Origin of the sequence: Flavobacterium defluvii (assembly GCF_900129555.1) — a bacterium.
Lineage (GTDB): Bacteria > Bacteroidota > Bacteroidia > Flavobacteriales > Flavobacteriaceae > Flavobacterium > Flavobacterium defluvii.
In genome coordinates, this window is record NZ_FQWC01000001.1 from 162,612 (window position 1) to 182,772 (window position 20,161).

The following is a 20,161-nucleotide window of genomic DNA, read 5'->3' on the forward strand; positions in this document are numbered from 1 at the left end:
TTTAATATCTTTAACGAATTGAAATTGAGTTTAAAATTATGAAAAGCATTATCATCGCCAGCACATCTACACTGCACGGCGGCAGTTATTTAGAATATTTATTGCCCACTTTAGAAGTACATTTTAAAAATTGTAAAACTGTTTTATTTATTCCGTATGCACGTCCTGGCGGAATTTCGCATGAAGAATATACCCAAAAAGCAGCTGAGGCTTTTGCCTCAATAAATATTACACTTCAAGGGATTCATGAATTTGAAAGTCCTGAAAAAGCTATACAAAATGCGGAAGGTTTTTTTACCGGTGGCGGAAATACATTCTTGCTTGTAACGCAATTATATAGAAACAACATCATGCAATTGCTCTCAGAAAAAGTTAAAAACGGAACTCCATATTTAGGTACAAGTGCCGGAAGTAATATTTGCGGTTTATCAATGCAGACAACCAACGACATGCCAATTATTTACCCCCCAAGTTTTCAAACTCTGGGATTAATTCCGTTTAATTTAAATCCGCATTATTTGGATCCTGATGTAAATTCACAACATATGGGAGAAACACGCGAAACCAGAATTAAGGAATTTCATGCTTTTAATACAATTCCGGTTTTAGGCTTAAGAGAAGGAAGCTGGCTTGAAGTAAAAGGAAATAAGGTAGTTCTAAAAGGTGCTTTGAAAGCTAGACTTTTTAAACAAAACCAAACTCCGGAAGAATTGGAACCAGAAAGTGACTTAAGTGATTTAAAATAGTTTTCTTTTACCATATAAGTTATATAAGTCATTTAAAATAATGCTTAACAAAAATCTTTACTTATATAACTTAGAAAGTAACAAAAACAAAAAAGCCTCAAACAATGTTTGAGGCTTTTGAAGAGCGAAAGACGAGGCTCGAACTCGCGACAACCAGCTTGGAAGGCTGGAGCTCTACCAACTGAGCTACTTTCGCATTAACAGGGTGCAAATATAAATAATTTTATTATTTTAAAAAACAAAAATCAAAAAATTATTTAAGTTTGATAAAAAAACCGAAACGATAAAGCTCCGGTTTTTTAGAGCGAAAGACGAGGCTCGAACTCGCGACAACCAGCTTGGAAGGCTGGAGCTCTACCAACTGAGCTACTTTCGCATTGCTGGTGCAAATATAAAAAGAAAGTTAAGTTCAAAACAAGCTTTTTGGCAAAAAAAATTAATTAAAATTGACATTTTCTTATAACACATTTAAAATTAAAAAGTTATAAAATCAATTATTTTTAAAAAAACATAACCATAATTATAGAAATCCTATCAAAAGTAATACATATGGTTCGACAAGATGCTGTTGGAATTGTAAAACAACCAAAAGCTGCGTGATAGAGGAAGTTCTTCGAAACAACACACTAATTATGTTTATATAATAATGAAGAATTAACAGGAATTATTTCGTTATTCAATAAAATCAATCCTATATTTGCCGAGCGAAAATCAAACTCAAATTCAATTGATATAATATTGAAAATCATAAAAAAAAAGATTTGATAAAGCTTTGGACAAACATTGTAAATCCTACACCAATGCAAAACAAAGTCAATGGAATTTAATTTGATTTAGCTAAAACAGCCTCATTGGCTTTTACAAAAAAATGAGATACCAGCCCCAAGGTGAACCATTTGATATTAAAGCATTATTTAATGTTTAAAATTTACAGAATGAAGAAACTTTACTTTTTTTTATTGGTATGCATTTTAATTAGCTGCAAAAAAGAAGCTCCTAAACCAGCTCCCGTTACCATAAAAAAAGCTCCGGCAATTATACTTACTGATGAACGAACAGTAGATGTCGACACAGCAGTTTTGAGTACCTTTAAAAGTGAGACCCTGAAGCAATTTTATGCTTCGTCTCAAAACAAAACCGTTTGGGGAAATCTAAAAAAGAGACAATATGTAATCTCACAATTAGAAAAATCAGAAGAATTAGGTTTAAATCCGGAAGATTATAAAACTTCGCAGCTTAAGAAATTAGAAAACAGAATTAGCAAATTGAATGATGCTGATTTAGCTACTTATGACATTCTGCTGACTTATAATTTTGAGAAATATCTGGAACATTTATATAAAGGAAAACTGGATCCTAAAAAATTATATACCGATTGGGATTTAGAGGAAAAAACTTTTGATGTAAATAATGTTTTAATTAAGGCTTTTAATAAAAACAAATTAGATAGTATAGTTGATAATATTCAGCCAAAATCTATCACATATAAACAATTATTAAAATCGCTTGAAATCATCAATTCTTTTCCAGACGAAGATATTCAAACTATTGAATCTTTAAAGAAAATTACTTTAAACGACACAAACAATGCTGTAATTAACATCAAAAAGAAACTTTTGTTCTGGAAAGATATGTCCGGAAAAGACAGCCTTACCAATAAATACGATCAAAAAACTTTTGAAGCCGTTAAAAAATTTCAGGAAAGACATGGTTTAGCTGATGACGGCGTTATTGGTCCCGGAACAATCAGTGCATTAAATTATTCTAAAGAAAGAAGAAAACAGCAGATTATTGCCAATCTGGAACGCTGGAGATGGTATCCTGCCGAATTTGCTGAAAACTATTTTATTATTAATATTCCTGACTACAGCCTAAAAGTTGTTGAAAATCAAGACACAACGTTGGTTAGAAATATTGTAGTAGGAACAAGTAAAAGAAAAACTCCTATTATTACATCGGTTTTAAAAACGGTGGTTTTTAACCCAACATGGACGGTTCCCCCAACTATTTTAAAAGAAGATGTAGTTCCGGCCATGAAACGTAACCGAAATTATTTAGCCAAGAAAAATATAACGATTTACGACACATCAGGAAATGTTGTAGACCCGCATGCCTGGAACGAAAACAAACCTAATAATTACAGATATGTCCAAAGTCCGGGCTATAATAATTCATTGGGTTTAATGAAAATCTTATTTCCAAATCATCACAGCGTTTATCTGCATGACACCAACCACCGAAATTATTTTGAGCGAAGCAATCGTTCTTTAAGTTCCGGTTGTGTTCGTGTAGAAAATCCGCTGGAATTAGCAGAACATATTCTGGATGATCCTGAAAGGTTTTCAAAAGAAAAAATCGATACCATAATTGCTTCTAAAAAAACAATGAGTTTTAAAATCACCAAAAAGTACGCTTTGTATCAATGGTACTGGACAGCCTGGAGCAAAAAAAATCAGCTCATTTTCAGAGCTGATATTTATAATCTTGATTCAGATTTGTATGCCAGATTAAGAGATTAACTTCTCCTCCATCGTAAAACTTCTTGATGGATGGTAGATATACAAACATGATTTATCTTTTATTACCTGAATGATTTCATTTGTCAATTCAACCGGCACTGCAGGGCATCCCTGGCTTCTGCCTAATCTTTTATGATCTCTAATGAATGATTCAGACACATAATCTGCACCATGCATAACTACTCCTCTTTCACGTGCATTATCGTTAAGACCTCTTTCAAGACCGTCTAAACGTAATGAAGCTCCGTGTTTACCTTGATAGATTTCGCCGGTTGCATAAAAACCTAAGCTGCTTTTAAATGAAGAGTTTAAGTTTGAAAATGTTGTAGCAAATTCTTCTCCGGTATTTCTTCCGTGAGCAACTAAAGAGTTAAATAACACTTTGTTAGTAGTCATATCAATTACCCAAAGACGTTTGGTGTTTGATGAAAGACTAAAATCAATTAATGTTAGAATGTTTTTTTGGATAATCCCTCTTTCTTTCAAAAGATAAAATCCTTTCACAGCTTCAGTAAAAGTCTTAAGTTCAGGAAGTTTAAAATTGTTCGAATCTAATGTACTATAAACATTAGCAATTTTCGCATCAACAGAAAGATTTGTTTCAACTTTTGCAATGTTTTTAGTTGTTACAGATTTTAATTCGGAGGTGTTTTTTGAATCTTTACCAAAAGACAATAGAAAAAACACAAGCAGCGGATAAATTTTGTAAATCATTGAATTTCTTTAGGTTAATAATAAATTTGGGTAAGGCAAAAGTATAAATTTTTGAAAAGCCTCAAAATAAATCCCTGTAAATCAGGCTTTTTTTGTTTAAAATTTAACATTATTAACATAAATCTGATGTTTCTGTAAGATTTTTTCTCACTCAAAAAATCATAACGTTTCACCCTTTTTTCTTAAAAAAAGCAAAACAAAATGGAAATTTTGAAACAAAAACTGTAACAAGTAGAAGAAAATCATGTCTATTATTTCTAAATTAAAGTACTTTTACATTCATTTTTCGATCAATTTTTCCATGAAAAAACTTGTTTTTCTAACGTTTCTATTATTTAATTTTTTGTGTTTCAGTCAAAAAAAAGCATTACAGGCGAAATCTATTTCGCAAAATATTTCTATTGACGGAAAACTGGATGAAACTGCGTGGGAGAATGCCTCAATAGCTTCAGATTTTATCACTCTTGAACCAGACAATGGAAAGGCTGAACCAAGCGACAAAAAAACAAGTGTCAGGGTTTTGTATGATAATGATGCCATATATATAGGTGCCATGATGTATGATAATGAGCCTAATAAAATTTTAAAGGAAATTTCTCAGCGTGATAATTTTGGAACGGCTGATCTTTTTGGCGTTTTTATTAATGGTTTTAATGACGGCCAGCAGGATTTTATGTTTTATGTTTCGGCGGCTGATGTTCAGGGAGATTGTATTATGACAGATGCTAATGGTGAAGATTATTCATGGGATGCCGTTTGGATCAGCAAAGCCGCCATTACCGAAAATGGATGGGTTGCCGAAATAAAAATTCCATATTCGGCGTTGCGATTTTCTCAGGAAAACAAACAAACCTGGGGAATTAATTTTTTTAGAGAAGTAAAACGTACGCGTTATAAATATACATGGAACTTCGTCGATAAAAAAATTGGAACTTTTACCCAGCAAGCCGGAATTCTAGAAGGAATTGAAAATATAAAACCACCTACCCGATTGTTTTTTATGCCTTATGCTTCTTACTATTTAAATGCAGCAAACGAACAAAAAACATATGGAACTGTAAAAGGCGGAATGGATATTAAATACGGAATTACTGATGCTTTTACGGTTGATGCGATTTTAATTCCTGATTTTGGACAGACAAAATACGACGACCAGATTTTAAATTTGGGACCATTTGAACAGCAGTTTAATGAAAACAGAGCCTTTTTTACCGAAGGAACTGATTTATTCAATAAAGGTAATATGTTTTATTCGAGAAGAATTGGCGGAAAACCTTCTGTTGAACCGGATTTAAAAGACAATGAAGAAGTTATCGAAACAGTGCAAAACGTTAATCTGATAAATGCATTAAAACTTTCTGGAAGAACTAAAAATGGTTTGGGAGTTGGAATTTTAAACGCCGTTACCGAAAAAACTTTTGCTACCATAAAAGATACAATTTCCGGCGCTACAAGACGTGAAGTTGTAGAACCACTTACAAACTATAATGTTTTGGTTCTGGATCAGCGTTTTAGAAAAAATTCATCGGTTACTTTTATCAATACAAATGTTACCAGAAACGGACATTACAAAGATGCCAACGTAACAGGTTTAGCCTGGGATTTAAATACAAAAGCCAATACGTATAGTTTATTTGGTAATGTAAAATACAGCACAATCAATGATACCGAAGATACACATGGTATTTTCTCGACCGTAAGTTTTGCAGAAACCAGCGGCAAATACCGCTACAGCTTTGGTACTGATTTTGTTTCTAAAGATTTTGACCCTAACGATTTAGGAATTAATTTCTACACAAATTATTATAATTTTTACGGAAATGCCAATTACCGTATTCTTAATCCAACGAAGCTTTTTAACAGCTTTAGAATCGATTATGAAATGTATTCTGAATTTAACAAAGACTCTGGAAAAGTTCAGGCAAACCGAATTGAAGCAAATCTAAATTTAAGTACCGTAAAAAACAATTATTATGGAGCTGGAATTTCGATTTCACCATTAGAATCTTATGATTACTACGAACCAAGAGCAGAAAACCGATATGTAATTATTCCTCGAAAATTTGATATGTGGGCTAGCATTTCAACAAATTACAATCATAAATTCGCTATAGACATAAACTCTTCATTATCAGTTGCCGATCAGCCCGGAAGAGCTGCTTATGGAGCAGATATTAGTCCGAGATACCGTTTTAGCGATAAACTTTTATTAGTTTACAGTTTTAGTTTTCTGAAAAGAAATAATAACAAAGGATATATCGACAGTTATGATGATGACGATAACGAAAACACTCCTAAAACCGTTGTTTTTGCCAATCGCGATGTGATCACTTATGCCAATACGATTACCGGGAAATATGCTATTAACAGCACTATGACGCTTAATCTGGCTGTTCGTCAATATTGGTCTTCGGCAGAAAACAAAGACATTTTAAAACTTGAAGATGATGGAACTTTAGATCCGTATCCACAGTATACTGAGAATAAAAATTCAAGTTTTTATTCCTGGAATGCCGATTTATCGTATTCATGGTGGTTTGCTCCTGGAAGCCAGATTTCTGCTTTGTACAGAAATAATGCTTCTAATTTTGAACGCATTATCGATAAAGATTTCAAACATAATGTTACAAACTTATTAACCAACGATGCCTTAAATCATGTTTTTTCTATAAGTGTAAAATATTTTATCGACTACAACGCTGTCAAAAATAAGATTCGAAAAAGAGCTTAGCGTGAATAAATTTTAAAAAATAAAGAGTAATATAATTAATTTAATATTTTTTGTTACACTTCGTTTTATTAAACATAAATGTCATAAAGCTTTCTCTTCAAATTTTAGAAATGCCTTATCTTTGTAGAAAACAAAAATGTAATGAACAAAAAAGTTATCCTTATGATTTTAGATGGTTGGGGAAAATCTCCTGACCCTAAAGTATCTGCAATAGACAATGCAAATGTTCCATTTATAAATAGTCTTTACAAAAATTACCCAAGCGCACAGCTGCGTACCGACGGATTAAACGTTGGTTTACCAGAAGGCCAAATGGGAAATAGTGAGGTTGGACACATGAATCTTGGTGCCGGAAGAATTGTTTATCAGGATTTAGCAAAAATTAATTTAGCTGTAGCCCATAAAACTCTTGCAAAAGAACAAGTTCTTATTGACGCTTTTACTTATGCAAAAGACAACAATAAAAAAGTACACTTTTTAGGATTAGTTTCGGATGGAGGTGTTCATTCTCATACTTCACACCTTCGCGGATTAATCGACGCTTCGCAGGAATATGGTTTAGATCAGGTTTATGTTCACGCTTTTACAGACGGACGTGACGTTGATCCTAAATCGGGGGCAAAATACATTCATGATTTACAAGATTACATTAAAGATACTCCTGTAAAAATTGCTTCTATTGTAGGTCGTTACTACGCAATGGATCGTGATAAACGTTGGGAACGTGTAAAATTAGCTTATGATCTTGTTGTAAACGGTGTTGGAACTCCATCAACAAATCCGGTTTCAAGTGTTTTAGAAAGCTATGAAAAAGATGTTACTGATGAGTTTATCGAACCAGTTGTTATAGTAGATGAAAATGCAAAACCCCTTGCAACTATTGTAGAAGGTGATGTTGTTATTTTCTTCAACTTTAGAACAGACAGAGGACGCGAACTTACTGAGGCGCTTTCTCAGCAGGATTTCCACGAGCAAAACATGCATAAGTTAAACTTATATTATGTAACGCTTACAAACTATGACGAAACGTATCAAAACGTAAAAGTAGTTTACAACAAAGATAATATCACAGAAACTCTTGGTGAAGTTTTAGAAAAAGCAGGTAAAAAACAAATCCGTATTGCTGAAACTGAAAAATATCCACACGTAACATTCTTCTTCTCAGGTGGTAGAGAAACTCCTTTTGAAGGCGAATCAAGAATCCTGAGAAATTCTCCAAAAGTAGCAACTTACGATTTACAGCCTGAAATGAGTGCTTATGAATTAGCAGATGCTCTTGTTCCTGAATTGAACAAAGGCGAAGTTGATTTTGTTTGTTTAAATTTCGCAAACGGAGACATGGTGGGTCACACCGGAATCATGGAAGCTGCTATTAAAGCTTGTGAAGCTGTTGACGCTTGCGCGAAAAAAGTAATCGAAGCCGCTCTTGCAAATGATTACACTACAATCGTTATTGCTGACCACGGAAACTGCGAAACAATGATTAATCCTGATGGAAGCCCAAATACGGCGCACACAACAAATCCAGTGCCGATTATTTTGGTTGACAAACAATTGAAAAATATTCAGGATGGTGTTTTAGGTGATATTGCTCCAACAATTTTAGAATTAATGGGAGTGCAGCAGCCAAACGCTATGACTTGTCATTCGTTACTATAAAAAATAATTTTTTATATAAAAAAGGGACTAATTTTAAAATTAGTCCCTTTTTGTTTTTAAGCATTTTTGGTGCCAGCCTGAGCGAAGTCGAAGGCACGTGCAGTAAAGATCGCGGGCTTCGACTTCGCTCAGCCTGACATACGTTTCAACAATTAAATATCAAATAATAAAAAAATGATACAACTGCTCAACACCATAAATCACAAGTCCAATAACACCGCCAACTAAAGTTCCGTTGATTCTGATGTATTGAAGATCTTTTCCTATTTCTAATTCCAGTTTTTCCGAAACTTCTTTTCCGTCCCAGCTTTTTACGGTTGATGATATTAAATCTCCAATTACTTTTTTATTATTTAGAAGAACCGATAACAAATCGTTTTTAATGAAATTATTGATTTTGTCAATCATAATTGAATCTTCTTTGATTCCGTTTCCAAAAGTCTGGATAAGGCTTGAAATACTATTTTTAATCGAAGAATTATCACCTTTGTCTAAATCATTGGTTATCGAAAGTTTTATTTCATCCCAAATTCCATTGATATAATCCTGAACTTCTTTTTTCCCAACAAAACCTAAAATCATATCGTTGATTTTAACTCTCATTTCTTCCGAATTTTTTACTTTTTCCAGAAAATTGAAAATGTATTCATCAATTTTTAAACGCACAGCGCTTTCAGGTTTTTTGGCTTCATTTAAAAAATCCTGCAAACCATTAAAAACGCCTTCTGTAATACTTTTATCCGCAAGTCCGAAACTTAAAAACGGGGTCGACGCTTTTACTTTCTGCCTGATTAAATCTTTATTATTAGTTAATTCGCTGCTCATCACTTCCAGAAGATTCGTCAGCATTTGATTTTTTAAATCCCCTTTCTGTAAAGGTTCTAAAGCCACTGCAACCCAATTTCCAAAATTTATTCCTTCTAGTTTTTCTTTAAACTGAACCTGAATAAATCTTTTGATATCTTCATCTTTTATCGCTTTTAAAATTCCCGGAATAATATTCACCGAAACAACAGAAGCAATCTTATCTGCATTTTCTTCCTGAGAAAGCCAATCTGAAGCTTTTGTGGCAAAATTAAATTCGTCAAGTTTAATTTCCAGTTTTTCCCTATTGAGGAATTCTTCTGAAACAAAATTTCCAAGGTTTTCTCCAATTTCATTTTTCTTAGTCGGAATAATAGCTGTGTGCCAAATCGGGATTCCCAGCGGATGACGAAACAGAGCCACAACGGCAAACCAATCGGCAATTCCGCCAACCATTGCCGCTTCGCTAAACGCCTGTAAAATGGGAATTTTAAAATAAATAGCAATTATAAAAAGTAATACCGCAAATCCTAAAAGTCCCAAAGCGGTTCGCTGCATTCGTCGCAAAGCCTTTACTTTAGATATATCCTGATCTATAATAGTTTTCATGATTTTACATATTTTTACTACTAATTTAAGGCTTTTTTACGAGAAACTTATTTTACGCTACTTATAAAATAGCCAAGAATTCACGAATTTTATTTAAAAACAAATACTTTATTTGTGTAATCTTCTTTTTTTTAAATTTTGTTTTGAGATAATTCGTGAATTCGTGGCGAAAAAAAATAACTCCAAAAATTTTAATTAAAAATTGTACTTTTGCCAACTGAAAATCTGAAAAATATGATCATCCAAAAAACCAGAGAAGAAATCGAATTAATGCGCGAAAGTGCTTTGATCGTTTCAAAAACATTAGGAATGATTGCTTCTGAAATTAAAGAAGGAGTTACTACATTATATCTAGATAAATTAGCCGAAGAATTCATACGTGATCACGGTGCAGTTCCTAGTTTCTTAGGATTATACGGTTTCCCGAATTCACTTTGCATGAGTCCGAATTCTCAGGTGGTACACGGAATTCCGAATAATATTCCTTTACAAAGCGGTGATGTAATTTCTGTAGATTGCGGTGCTTTTAAAAATGGATACCACGGAGATCATGCTTACAGTTTCGAAATTGGAGAAGTTGCACCGGAAGTTAAAAAACTTTTACAGGTAACTAAAGAATCTCTTTACGTTGGAATTAGAGAATTTAAAGCAGGAAATCGCGTTGAAGATGTTGGAAATGCGATTCAAAAATATACTGAAGCTCACGGTTACGGTGTTGTTCGTGAATTGGTTGGACACGGTGTTGGACAAAAAATGCACGAAGAACCGGAAATGCCAAACTACGGAAAACGCGGACGCGGAAAACTTTTCGTTGAAGGAATGGTAGTTGCTATTGAACCTATGATCAATATGGGAACACGTAATATCAAACAACACAAAGACGGCTGGACAATCACAACAGCAGACGGAAAACCTAGCGCACATTTCGAACATGACGTAGCTTTAGTTGATGGAAAACCGGAATTATTATCGACTTTCCAATACATCTACAAAGCTTTAGGAATCGAAAGCAATGAAGAAGACGAATTCAGAAAAGTGCCGCTTGTATTATAACACGGATTTCACGAATTTGCACGGATTTGTGTTACCGTAAAAATTACACTAAAATGAATGATTAAATGATGAGTGAATTATATTTAAGGGATGAATCCTATAAAATTATTGGAATTTGTATGGAAGTCCATAAAATTTTAGGAAAAGGACATAGTGAAAAGGTTTATGGAGATGCTTTAGAATATGAATTTCAACGAAATGAGATTCCGTACAATAGAGAATTAAGATATAATATTACTTATAAAGATATCATATTACCAAGTTACTATTTTGCAGATTTTGTTATTTTCGATGAAATTATTTTAGAACTAAAAGCAATTGCGACATTAACAACAAGTGAGATCAAGCAAACATTAAATTATTTGGCTGCATCTAAGAATAAACTAGGTTTATTAGTGAATTTTGGAGAAGATAGCCTCAAATACAAAAGAATAATATTATAACCCAAATCAAAGTTCGTGAAATTTCACCGCAACTATAATTAGTGTCAATTTGTGAAATTCGTGTTCAAATTTATTTAACTGTGAAAAAACTTTTCAAATTAGTTTTAAATACTATTCCCCGCCCTTTATTAATTCGTTTGAGTTATGTGGCGCGGCCAATTTTAGCATTCTCATTAAAAGGAGATAAATTTACTGATCCTATTGATGGCAGAAGCTTTAAATCATTTTTACCTTACGGATACGGAAAGCAGCGTAATAATGTGCTTTCGCCAAGTACACTTTCGTTAGAAAGACACCGTTTACTTTGGCTGTATCTAAACGATCAGACTGATTTTTTTACAGCTCCGAAAAAAGTATTACACTTTGCGCCGGAACAGGCTTTTTATAAAAGATTCCGCAAACAGAAAAATCTTGATTACACAACAACCGATTTATTTTCGCCTTTGGCCGATGTAAAAGCAGATATTTGTAATCTGCCTTTCAAAGACAACGAATATGATGTGATTTTATGTAATCACGTTTTAGAACATATTCCGGATGACACAAAAGCAATGCAGGAATTACACCGTGTTTTAAAACCGGGCGGAATGGCTATTTTACAAATTCCACAAGATTTAAACCGTGATGTTACTTTTGCAGACGATTCGATTACAGACCAAAAAGAACGTGCGAGAATATTTGGCCAGTACGATCATGTTCGTATTTATGGACGCGATTATTTTGACAAATTAAGAAGCATTGGTTTTATTGTTATTGAAGAAGATTATACTAACAAAATCGCACCAGAATTGGTAGAAAAATACTGTTTGGCAAAAGGAGAAATTATTCCTCTTTGTTTTAAACAGGAAAACTAATTTTTCTCCATACAATGATATAAGTTCATTAAAAAAGAGTTTTCAAATTATTGATATTTTGAAAACTCTTTTATTTTTTTGCCCTATTCTAAATTATAAGCCAACCAAATCCCTAAACCTTGGAACCTACAAAATCATTTCAGTTCTGTTTTGACATCAGTTTTGACAAAAATCTTAATGCTCATATTCCAACTTCTTACATCGTTGAGGATACTGATGAAATCAAGTATTTAGACAAAAAAGCAACTCTGGGCATAATTGAAAGCTTCGGAATTGTTTATGACGATTTAGATTCGAATACCAAAAAAATTCTAACGGCTTGTGAATCTTTAAAACCTGAATTTATTTTCAAGAAATTCAGCGCCAAAATCAAATCGGCTAAAACTATTGCTGATTTACAAAAAGATTCAAAAATTGAATTTGCCATTCGTCAGCATTTAAAATTTCATTTAAGTTCTTTTTACGATTTAATTGTAAAAGAACAATTCCCTTTGTCTTTAAATCTCGGACCAGAAAAAGATTTTTACCGTTCAAAAGTAAATATAAAACCGCTTTATTTTGAGCCGCAGATTCAGTTTGACAAACACGCAGAAGGAATTACTTATGCCCTTTCGTTAAAAGAAAACGAAAAAGCTTTCCTCCCAATGGACAGCACTGTGGATATTCTTTTAGATGAACCGGGCTGGTTAATTATCAATAAAAAATTAGGTCAGTTAAAAGAGCTTAATGCTAAAAAACTAATGCCTTTTTTGAAGAAAAAATCCATCGAAATCCCATCAAAATTAGTCGATGATTATTTCAAAAGTTTTATTCCGGAAATCGCTAAAAAAATTGATATTGAAGCTACGGGTTTCGAAATTGAACTTCGCGACAAACTGATTTCCTGTACTATTCAACCGGTTTATGATTTCTTTAAAAACTGTTATTATCTTAATCTTTATTTTAATTACAACGGCTATTCATTTGATGCGAGTAAAACGAAAAAAACACATTCGTTTGTAGATTTCAGTATTGCCAATGAACCGAAAATAATTCAATTCAAACGTAATACAGATGAAAATTTCTATACAGATAAATTACTCGAAATTGGCTTAGTAAAAATCAAAAATGAGTTATTCGGATTGAATTCTGAAGCCGAAAGTTCTGATCCTTATATCAATATTCAGTTAATAATTGATAATAAAGAAAAACTGAAAAGCTTAGGTTTTGACATTCAAAACTTAAAACTCGAAAGCAAAGAAATCATTACTTCAAATCACACTATTTCGGCTTCGAAAGATGTAAACGGAGATTGGTTTGACATTAAAATTATTATTACTGTTGGCAATTATAAAATCAATTTCAGCGAAATTATTCCAAATATAAAAAGTAAGGAAAGGCTTTTTGCATTGCCTGACGGAAACTATTTTTTAATTCCGCTGGAATGGTTCAGTAAATATGGTTCTCTGGCAAAACTGTCAAAAACAGAAGGAAAAACTTTGCTTTTACGCAAAAGCAATTTTACGGCTTTGGATGCCATTCCGGAAATCAAAGACGAAGTAACAGCCCAAGTTAAATACACATCTTCTGATTTATTAAAAGCAACTTTAAGACCTTATCAGATCGATGGCGTAAAATGGCTCTTAGGACATTTCAACTCCAATCTTGGCGCTTGTCTGGCCGATGATATGGGACTTGGAAAAACATTACAGACTCTGGCAGTTTTGGTTGCCGTTCAGGAACAATTAGGGTTCACAACTAAAACCACCAATTTTGATTTATTTGCCAACGAAACCACGATTGAAAGAGAACCGCTAAAAGCTTTAATTGTTTTACCTTCTTCATTGGTTTTTAACTGGTTTAATGAAGCTGGAAAATTCACGCCGCATTTTTCGAGAATGCAATATGTAGGTAATGATAGAAAACAATTAGCCGCAAGATTAGCCACAACAGATTTGATTTTTACTAGTTACAGCATCATTCATCGTGATATTTCAATTTTAGAGAAGTATGATTTTCGCTATTTAATTTTGGATGAAAGTCAATATATTAAAAATAAAAATTCTAAGATTTTTAAAGCCATAAATAAAATAAGTACAGGACATAAAATTGCACTGAGCGGTACGCCAATCGAAAACTCACTTGACGATTTATGGTCGCAGATGCAGTTTATAAATCCTGATATTTTGGGCAGTTATAATTTTTTTGTTGACAATTTTAAAAATCCAATTGAGAAAAAACAGAACGAAGATGTTTTATCTGAATTGAAAAATCTCGTTCAGCCTTATATTTTAAGACGAACTAAAGAACAGGTTTTAAAAGATTTACCAGAATTATCTGAGCAGATTTATTATTGTGATATGGATCCTGAACAGGAAAAATTATACGAACAGGAAAAATCAAAAGCTCGTAATTTCCTTTTAAAAACTGATGGCACAGGTCCGGACAAAATCAGCATTATTAATACGCTGATGAAGTTAAGACAATTGAGTAATCACCCAAAAATGGTCGATCAGGAATCTGAAATTGATTCGGGAAAATATATTGCGGTTACTAATTATCTGGAAAATTTAGTAAAAGCAAAACAGAAAGTAATCATTTTCAGTTCGTTTGTTACCAACCTGAATTTTTATACAGATTGGTGCAAAGAAAACAAAATAACCTATTGTGAAATTACAGGCGAAACGCCTGCAAGTAAAAGAGAACAAGAAGTAAAATTATTTCAGGAAAAAGAAGAACCTTTATTATTTTTTATTTCGCTAAAAGCCGGAGGTGTTGGTTTGAATATTACCAAAGCTTCTTACGTTTTATTTCTAGACCCGTGGTGGAATCCTTTTGCTGAAAAACAGGGAGTTGGACGAGCGCACCGAATTGGACAAATGAACAAAGTCAACGTAATTCGTTTTATTTCTAAAAATACGGTAGAAGAAAAAATCATCAAACTACAGGAAAACAAAAAGCTTTTATCAGATTCGCTTTTAGAAGAAAGTTATATCAATGATGAAATCGAAGCCAATTTAGAATACATTCTGAATTCTTAAAATTGCCCGATCCAATAAATGGCATCTTATTACGTTTAATAAAATTCTTATATTTACAATCTTACAACGTAATAAGATGCCAAAATTTTTATATCAAAGCTTAATTGCGCTTTTTATTTTTACTTCGGCGAAAGCCCAGGAAATACAAACAGAAGTAGTTCCTCCATATAATATCAAAACCGTAACTTTTGTTCAGAATGGCAACAATGTTGTTCCTATATTTCCATTAGGCGATTCATTTGAATTCCAATTTGATGATTTATTTGGTAACGAGGCCAATTATTATTTTGAAATCACACATTGCGATTATAACTGGAAACCAACAGATATTCCTAAAACGGATTATCTGAGAGGCTTTGACGGACAGCGAATTATGGATTATTCTAATTCTTTTAATACACTGCAAATATATTCGCATTACCGACTTTCTTTTCCAAATCAATTCGTGAATCAAATTAGATTATCAGGAAATTATATTTTGAAAATTTTAAATGAAGATAAAGAAGTAGTTTTCTCGAGAAAGTTTATTGTTTATGAAGAACATTGTACGGTTGCCGCACAGGTAAGAAGAACCCGAAACCTCAGCAATATTGATTATAAACAAAATCTGGATTTTACAATTGCTTCAAACGATATTACGTTTCAGACGCCAACACAAAATGTAAAAGTGCTTTTATTGCAAAACGGAAATTTTAATACTGCGATTAAAAATATTCCTCCGCAATACACAATTGGAAATCAACTGGTTTATAAATATGACGGAGAGACTCAGTTTTGGGGCGGAAATGAATTTTTATATTTTGAAAATAAAGACATTCGTGCCGCCAATAATAATGTGGGAAGAATTGGTTCTAACAGCGATATTTACAATGCGTATTTGTATACCAATGCTGCAAGAGGAAACCAGATTTATACCAACTATGATGACGTAAACGGAAATTTTGTTGTAAAAAACATAAATGGTTCAGACAACAGCATTGAGGCCGATTATGCCTGGGTTTATTTTACTCTTTCGGCACCGGCTTTCAGACTTAATAAAGATATTTATATTACCGGTATGTTCAATAATTACAGCCTTTCGCCAGAATATAAAATGGATTACAATACGGATAAAGCTGTTTTTGAAAAGGCTGTTATGATCAAACAGGGATTTACTAATTTTCAATATACAGTTGCAGATAAAAAGGGAAATATTGACTATGAAAATGCGATTGACGGTAATTTTTATCAGACAGAAAATGAGTATACGATTTTAGTTTATTACAAAGAAAGTGTAGATCGTTATCAAAGAGTGATTGGAAAAGGCAACGCAAACTCCATAAATATAGTTAATTAAAACATTGTTAAGGTTTTAGGTTTCCTAGTTTTTTTTCGTAGCTTTGTACCTATAACACACAGATTTACTAGGTTAGTATGGTTTCTCAAATTACTCGAGGCATAAAAATATCAGTTTTAACTAGTTTTGAAGGCACTTACTTCAAAAACTACAAGATTCATTTTGCTTTTAGTTATGTAGTTACAATCGAAAATCATAGTAAAGATTCTGTACAATTAACTTCTCGCCACTGGGAGATTTTCGATTCTTTAAATGACTTAGATATTGTTGACGGCGAAGGTGTTATTGGTAAAAAACCGGTTTTAAAACCAGGCGAAAACCATACTTACAGCTCTGGCTGTTTATTATCATCTCCTTATGGTGCTATGAAAGGTCATTTTAATATGATCAATTTCACAACAACTAAAACATTCAAAGTAATTGTGCCTACTTTTAGAATGTGTGCTCCTTTCGCATTAAACTAATCAACGTTTTATTTCGATTACCTCATCGTTAGTAATAGCGTAAACTTTGTCATTTTCTTCGGGAAATAAATAAAAATTGCCTGTAAATTCTCCAAAAGAAGGAAAAATCATTTGATGCGGTTTTCTAAAAAAGCACGATAAACTCAAAAACTGTTTTCCTAAACCTTTTAATTTTATACCAGGATGAATGTGCCCGCATAAATTAAAAAAGTTTTCTCTTGTTGTTGGGTGATGAGTTAAAAGAAAATCATCAATAATTAATTCTTCGTAGATTTCGATATTTAAATCGGCATAGTTTTTCTTTGAGATGATGTCGTGATTGCCTTCAACTAAAATAATCTGCTGCGAAACGGTTTTAGTCCAATCGGAGAAAAAATTCCATTCGTTATTAATTTTACTGTGAAATAAATCTCCGAGGAAAATAATAGTTTCAGCATCAAATAAATGTAATACTTCATTTAATCGGGTAAAATTTTCCAGAACTGCTTTTTCAGGAATCGCCATTCCGTGTTTTCTGAAATGCGCAATTTTTCCCAAGTGCAAATCAGAAATAAAGAGGATTTTCTTTTCTTCCCAAAAAGCAGCACCGGATTGATGTAAAACAAAATTTTGATTGTTGATATTGATATTCATATTTTTTATTTCATATAACTTGCCGTCATTTTTTTAATTCTTTCCTGCAAAGTTTCGCTTGAAATTTTCTCTCGCAAACGATCTGTAATTATAGGGAAACTAAACGGCGTTGGTTTTTTGCATTGTTTCCAGACAATATTTTGACTGTTAATTCTTTCCATTGCCTGAATCAAACGGCCTTCTTCCAACTGATGTTCAAAGGTTTCGATAAAAGCCTGCTGCAAAAGTAAATTATCGGGTTCGTAATCTCTAAAAACTTCAAAAAGCAATTGCGAACCGCTTTGTAAATGTTTTGTTTTAACGGGTTTTCCGGGCATTCCGGTAAAAACCAAACCGGCGATTACGGCAATATCCCTGAATTTTCGGCGCGCCATTTCGGTTGAATTTAAACTTTTCTGTAAATCATGATGCACATATTCTGTCGTGAATAAATTATTATCAAAAACCGATTCCATATCAATTTCCTGATCAGAAAGCAGTTCAAATCCGTAATCATTATACGCCAGAGAAAATGTGATTGGCGACAGCAAACTAATTCGATACGAAATTAAACTCGCCATTGCTTCATGAACATAACGACCTTCAAACGGATAAAAAATAGCATGATAACCTTCTCGTGTTTTAAACGTTTCGATTAAGAATTCATTGTTATTGGGTACAATACTTTCTTTTCGCTGTCTGTCAAAAATAGGTTTTAAAGCTTTTAATTCAGGAGTTAAATTATCTGTGTTTGCCGTATATAATTCTTCCCGAAGCAATTCACTCATTTGTGCTGATAAAGTCATTCGGCCTCCCATCCAGCTCACAACTCTCGCTGTTTTTTTAGGATCGGCTTTTCGAACCAAAACCTGCATGTTTTTTATCTGAAACAATTCAAGTCGTCTTCCGGCAAAAGTAAAAACGTCTCCTCTTTGTAATTTTGAAGCAAACCATTCTTCGACAGTTCCTATAAATCCTCCGCCAAGAAATTTTACGTTTAAAACAGCATCGCCTACAATAGTTCCCATTTGCATTCTGTGATGCATGGCAATGAATCGGCTGTTGATTTTATAACGTCCATCTTCTTCGATTTCTACTTTTTTAAATTCGTCGTAAGCTTGTAAACTCTGGCTTCCGTTTGTAATGAAATTTAAAATCCAATTCCAGTTTTCTTTGGTTATATTTTGATAACAGAAAGTTGTTTTTACTTCTTCAAAAATTTCATCTGGAAAAAATCCGTCAGAAACTGCTAGCGTATTTAAATATTGAACCAAAACATCCCAGCTGTTTAGATATGGCATTCGATCTTCGACAACGGTTTTGGCAACTGCTTTTTTTAATGCCGAAGCTTCTATCAATTCCATTGCGTGTGTGGCGAGAAAATAAATCATACTTTCTTTTCCCGGCTGGTGTCCGCTTCGTCCTGCTCTTTGCAGAAATCTCGCGACACCTTTTGGTCCGCCAACCTGGATAATGGTTTCAACAGGTGCAAAATCAACACCTAGATCTAAACTCGAAGTACAGACTACGACTTTTAATTCTTCGTTTCTAATGGCATCTTCAACCCACAAACGGGTTTCTCTGCTTATACTTCCGTGATGCATGGCCATTTCTCCGGCAAATTCAGGATATTTATCTAAAATCGCCTGAAACCAAATCTCGCAAGCCGAACGTACATTGGTAAAAATCAAAGTTGTTTTACTTCTTCGGATGATTTTTGCAACCTCATCAATCAAATGTAAACCCATGTGTCCGCGCCACGGATAGGTTTCCATTTTTTCAGGTAGAATGGATTCTATTTTTATTTTTTTATTGATGTGGGCTTTTATCAAAACCGAGTTTTTATAGGCTTCCGTATCATGACCCAACAAAACTTCCTGTGCCAATTCGAGATTCCCAATCGTAGCAGAAATTCCCCAGATTCGCATTTTTGGCGCAATTGTTTTTAATCGCGAAAGTGCCAATTCCATTTGCACACCGCGTTTGGTTCCCATTAATTCGTGCCATTCATCAACTACGATTGCACCACAATTCGCAAACGTTTTTTCGTATTGTTTTGATGCTAACAAAAGCTGTAAACTTTCGGGCGTTGTAATTAAAAGATCGGGCATTTTGTTTTTCTGCTTCGCTCTTTCGCTTTGCGAAGTATCTCCAGACCGAATTCCAACGGTTAACGGCAAATTTAAATCGGTAATAATTCGTTCTGCGGCTTGTTTTATTTCTACAGAAAGCGCTCGTAAGGGCGTAATCCAGATTGCTTTTAATCCGGGTTTGTGCTTGCTTTTATAATCGGGATTTTTTTTGATGTAATCGAGAACTACAGGAAACCACAAAGCATAGGTTTTTCCGCTTCCGGTTGGAGCGTTTAATAAACCGTTTTTTCCTTGCAGAAAAGTCGTCCAGGTTTGCGTCTGGAAAGGAAAAGATTTCCAACCCTGACTTTTGAACCAATTTTCGGCTAATAGATATAATTCGTCCCTATTCATTTATAATATTTTGACTTATCGCATAATTAACTTAAACACATAGAAACATAGTTTTTTGAACCGCATAAAGGCGTTTCACTTGCATAAATAAACATAGCTATGTGTTAAAAT

Annotated in this window: 14 protein-coding genes and 2 tRNA genes; 10 read left to right on the plus strand and 6 right to left on the minus strand. The window is 33.4% G+C overall.

The annotated features are described in order from the left end of the window. Positions 1-38 precede the first annotated feature (38 nt). Positions 39-746 (plus strand): dipeptidase PepE, encoded by a 708-nt coding sequence (gene pepE / locus BUC29_RS00740; protein ID WP_073412452.1) that lies wholly within the window; start codon positions 39-41, stop codon positions 744-746. Between the two features lie 123 nt (positions 747-869). Here the strand turns inward: pepE and BUC29_RS00745 are convergent. Beyond that, positions 870-942: transfer RNA gene (locus tag BUC29_RS00745), tRNA-Gly, on the minus strand. Positions 943-1,049: 107 nt separating this feature from the next. Further along, positions 1,050-1,122, minus strand: a tRNA-Gly gene (locus tag BUC29_RS00750). A 559-nt stretch (positions 1,123-1,681) separates the two neighbouring features. Here BUC29_RS00750 and BUC29_RS00755 point away from each other — a divergent pair. After that, positions 1,682-3,265 (plus strand): L,D-transpeptidase family protein, encoded by a 1,584-nt coding sequence (locus BUC29_RS00755; RefSeq protein ID WP_073413551.1) that lies wholly within the window; start codon positions 1,682-1,684, stop codon positions 3,263-3,265. Here BUC29_RS00755 and BUC29_RS00760 read toward each other — a convergent pair. Further along, entirely contained in the window at positions 3,254-3,979 is a 726-nt protein-coding gene (locus BUC29_RS00760) for a murein L,D-transpeptidase catalytic domain family protein (RefSeq protein WP_073412453.1), read from the minus strand. The two genes, BUC29_RS00755 and BUC29_RS00760, sit on opposite strands and share 12 nt — an antisense overlap. Before the next feature lie 301 nt (positions 3,980-4,280). Here BUC29_RS00760 and BUC29_RS00765 point away from each other — a divergent pair, with 301 nt between their 5' ends. Beyond that, positions 4,281-6,710 (plus strand): DUF5916 domain-containing protein, encoded by a 2,430-nt coding sequence (locus BUC29_RS00765; protein ID WP_073412454.1) that lies wholly within the window; start codon positions 4,281-4,283, stop codon positions 6,708-6,710. 141 nt (positions 6,711-6,851) lie between these two features. Beyond that, positions 6,852-8,369, plus strand: coding sequence for a 2,3-bisphosphoglycerate-independent phosphoglycerate mutase (gpmI, locus tag BUC29_RS00770; RefSeq protein WP_073412455.1), 1,518 nt, complete (start codon positions 6,852-6,854; stop codon positions 8,367-8,369). A gap of 159 nt (positions 8,370-8,528) precedes the next feature. Here the strand turns inward: gpmI and BUC29_RS00775 are convergent, their stop codons facing one another. Then, a complete protein-coding gene (locus BUC29_RS00775) occupies positions 8,529-9,782 on the minus strand; it encodes a DUF445 domain-containing protein (protein ID WP_073412457.1) in 1,254 nt (417 codons plus the stop codon). 234 nt (positions 9,783-10,016) lie between these two features. On the opposite strand from BUC29_RS00775, the gene map reads away from it, so the two are divergent. From map to apaG, 6 genes are all read left to right on the plus strand, one after another. Next, positions 10,017-10,835, plus strand: a complete 819-nt coding sequence (gene map, locus BUC29_RS00780; RefSeq protein WP_073412458.1) for a type I methionyl aminopeptidase — start codon at positions 10,017-10,019, stop codon at positions 10,833-10,835. Positions 10,836-10,903: 68 nt separating this feature from the next. After that, a complete protein-coding gene (locus tag BUC29_RS00785) occupies positions 10,904-11,278 on the plus strand; it encodes a GxxExxY protein (RefSeq protein WP_073413553.1) in 375 nt (124 codons plus the stop codon). 80 nt (positions 11,279-11,358) lie between these two features. Further along, positions 11,359-12,132, plus strand: a complete 774-nt coding sequence (locus tag BUC29_RS00790; RefSeq protein ID WP_073412459.1) for a class I SAM-dependent methyltransferase — start codon at positions 11,359-11,361, stop codon at positions 12,130-12,132. A 119-nt stretch (positions 12,133-12,251) separates the two neighbouring features. Continuing rightward, entirely contained in the window at positions 12,252-15,152 is a 2,901-nt protein-coding gene (locus tag BUC29_RS00795; protein WP_073412460.1) for a DEAD/DEAH box helicase, read from the plus strand. A 76-nt stretch (positions 15,153-15,228) separates the two neighbouring features. After that, positions 15,229-16,488, plus strand: coding sequence for a type IX secretion system plug protein (locus BUC29_RS00800; protein ID WP_073412461.1), 1,260 nt, complete (start codon positions 15,229-15,231; stop codon positions 16,486-16,488). 77 nt (positions 16,489-16,565) lie between these two features. Then, entirely contained in the window at positions 16,566-16,952 is a 387-nt protein-coding gene (apaG, locus tag BUC29_RS00805) for a Co2+/Mg2+ efflux protein ApaG (protein ID WP_012023834.1), read from the plus strand. Here apaG and pdeM read toward each other — a convergent pair whose 3' ends face one another. Next, the gene (pdeM, locus tag BUC29_RS00810) at positions 16,953-17,585 is read right to left on the minus strand and encodes a ligase-associated DNA damage response endonuclease PdeM (RefSeq protein ID WP_073412462.1); all 633 of its coding nucleotides are present in this window, start codon (positions 17,583-17,585) and stop codon (positions 16,953-16,955) included. A gap of 5 nt (positions 17,586-17,590) precedes the next feature. Then, entirely contained in the window at positions 17,591-20,050 is a 2,460-nt protein-coding gene (locus tag BUC29_RS00815) for a ligase-associated DNA damage response DEXH box helicase (RefSeq protein ID WP_073412463.1), read from the minus strand. Positions 20,051-20,161 lie beyond the last annotated feature (111 nt).

Excerpts from the sequence above, each read along its gene's own strand:
- pepE (WP_073412452.1), top strand. The coding sequence starts at position 39 with ATGAAAAGCATTATCATCGCCAGCACATCTACACTGCACGGCGGCAGT.
- BUC29_RS00775 (WP_073412457.1), bottom strand. The coding sequence starts at position 9,782 with ATGAAAACTATTATAGATCAGGATATATCTAAAGTAAAGGCTTTGCGA.
- BUC29_RS00755 (WP_073413551.1), top strand. The coding sequence starts at position 1,682 with ATGAAGAAACTTTACTTTTTTTTATTGGTATGCATTTTAATTAGCTGC.
- apaG (WP_012023834.1), top strand. The coding sequence starts at position 16,566 with ATGGTTTCTCAAATTACTCGAGGCATAAAAATATCAGTTTTAACTAGT.
- BUC29_RS00815 (WP_073412463.1), bottom strand. The coding sequence starts at position 20,050 with ATGAATAGGGACGAATTATATCTATTAGCCGAAAATTGGTTCAAAAGT.
- map (WP_073412458.1), top strand. The coding sequence starts at position 10,017 with ATGATCATCCAAAAAACCAGAGAAGAAATCGAATTAATGCGCGAAAGT.
- BUC29_RS00765 (WP_073412454.1), top strand. The coding sequence starts at position 4,281 with ATGAAAAAACTTGTTTTTCTAACGTTTCTATTATTTAATTTTTTGTGT.
- gpmI (WP_073412455.1), top strand. The coding sequence starts at position 6,852 with ATGAACAAAAAAGTTATCCTTATGATTTTAGATGGTTGGGGAAAATCT.
- pdeM (WP_073412462.1), bottom strand. The coding sequence starts at position 17,585 with ATGAATATCAATATCAACAATCAAAATTTTGTTTTACATCAATCCGGT.
- BUC29_RS00760 (WP_073412453.1), bottom strand. The coding sequence starts at position 3,979 with ATGATTTACAAAATTTATCCGCTGCTTGTGTTTTTTCTATTGTCTTTT.
- BUC29_RS00785 (WP_073413553.1), top strand. The coding sequence starts at position 10,904 with ATGAGTGAATTATATTTAAGGGATGAATCCTATAAAATTATTGGAATT.
- BUC29_RS00800 (WP_073412461.1), top strand. The coding sequence starts at position 15,229 with ATGCCAAAATTTTTATATCAAAGCTTAATTGCGCTTTTTATTTTTACT.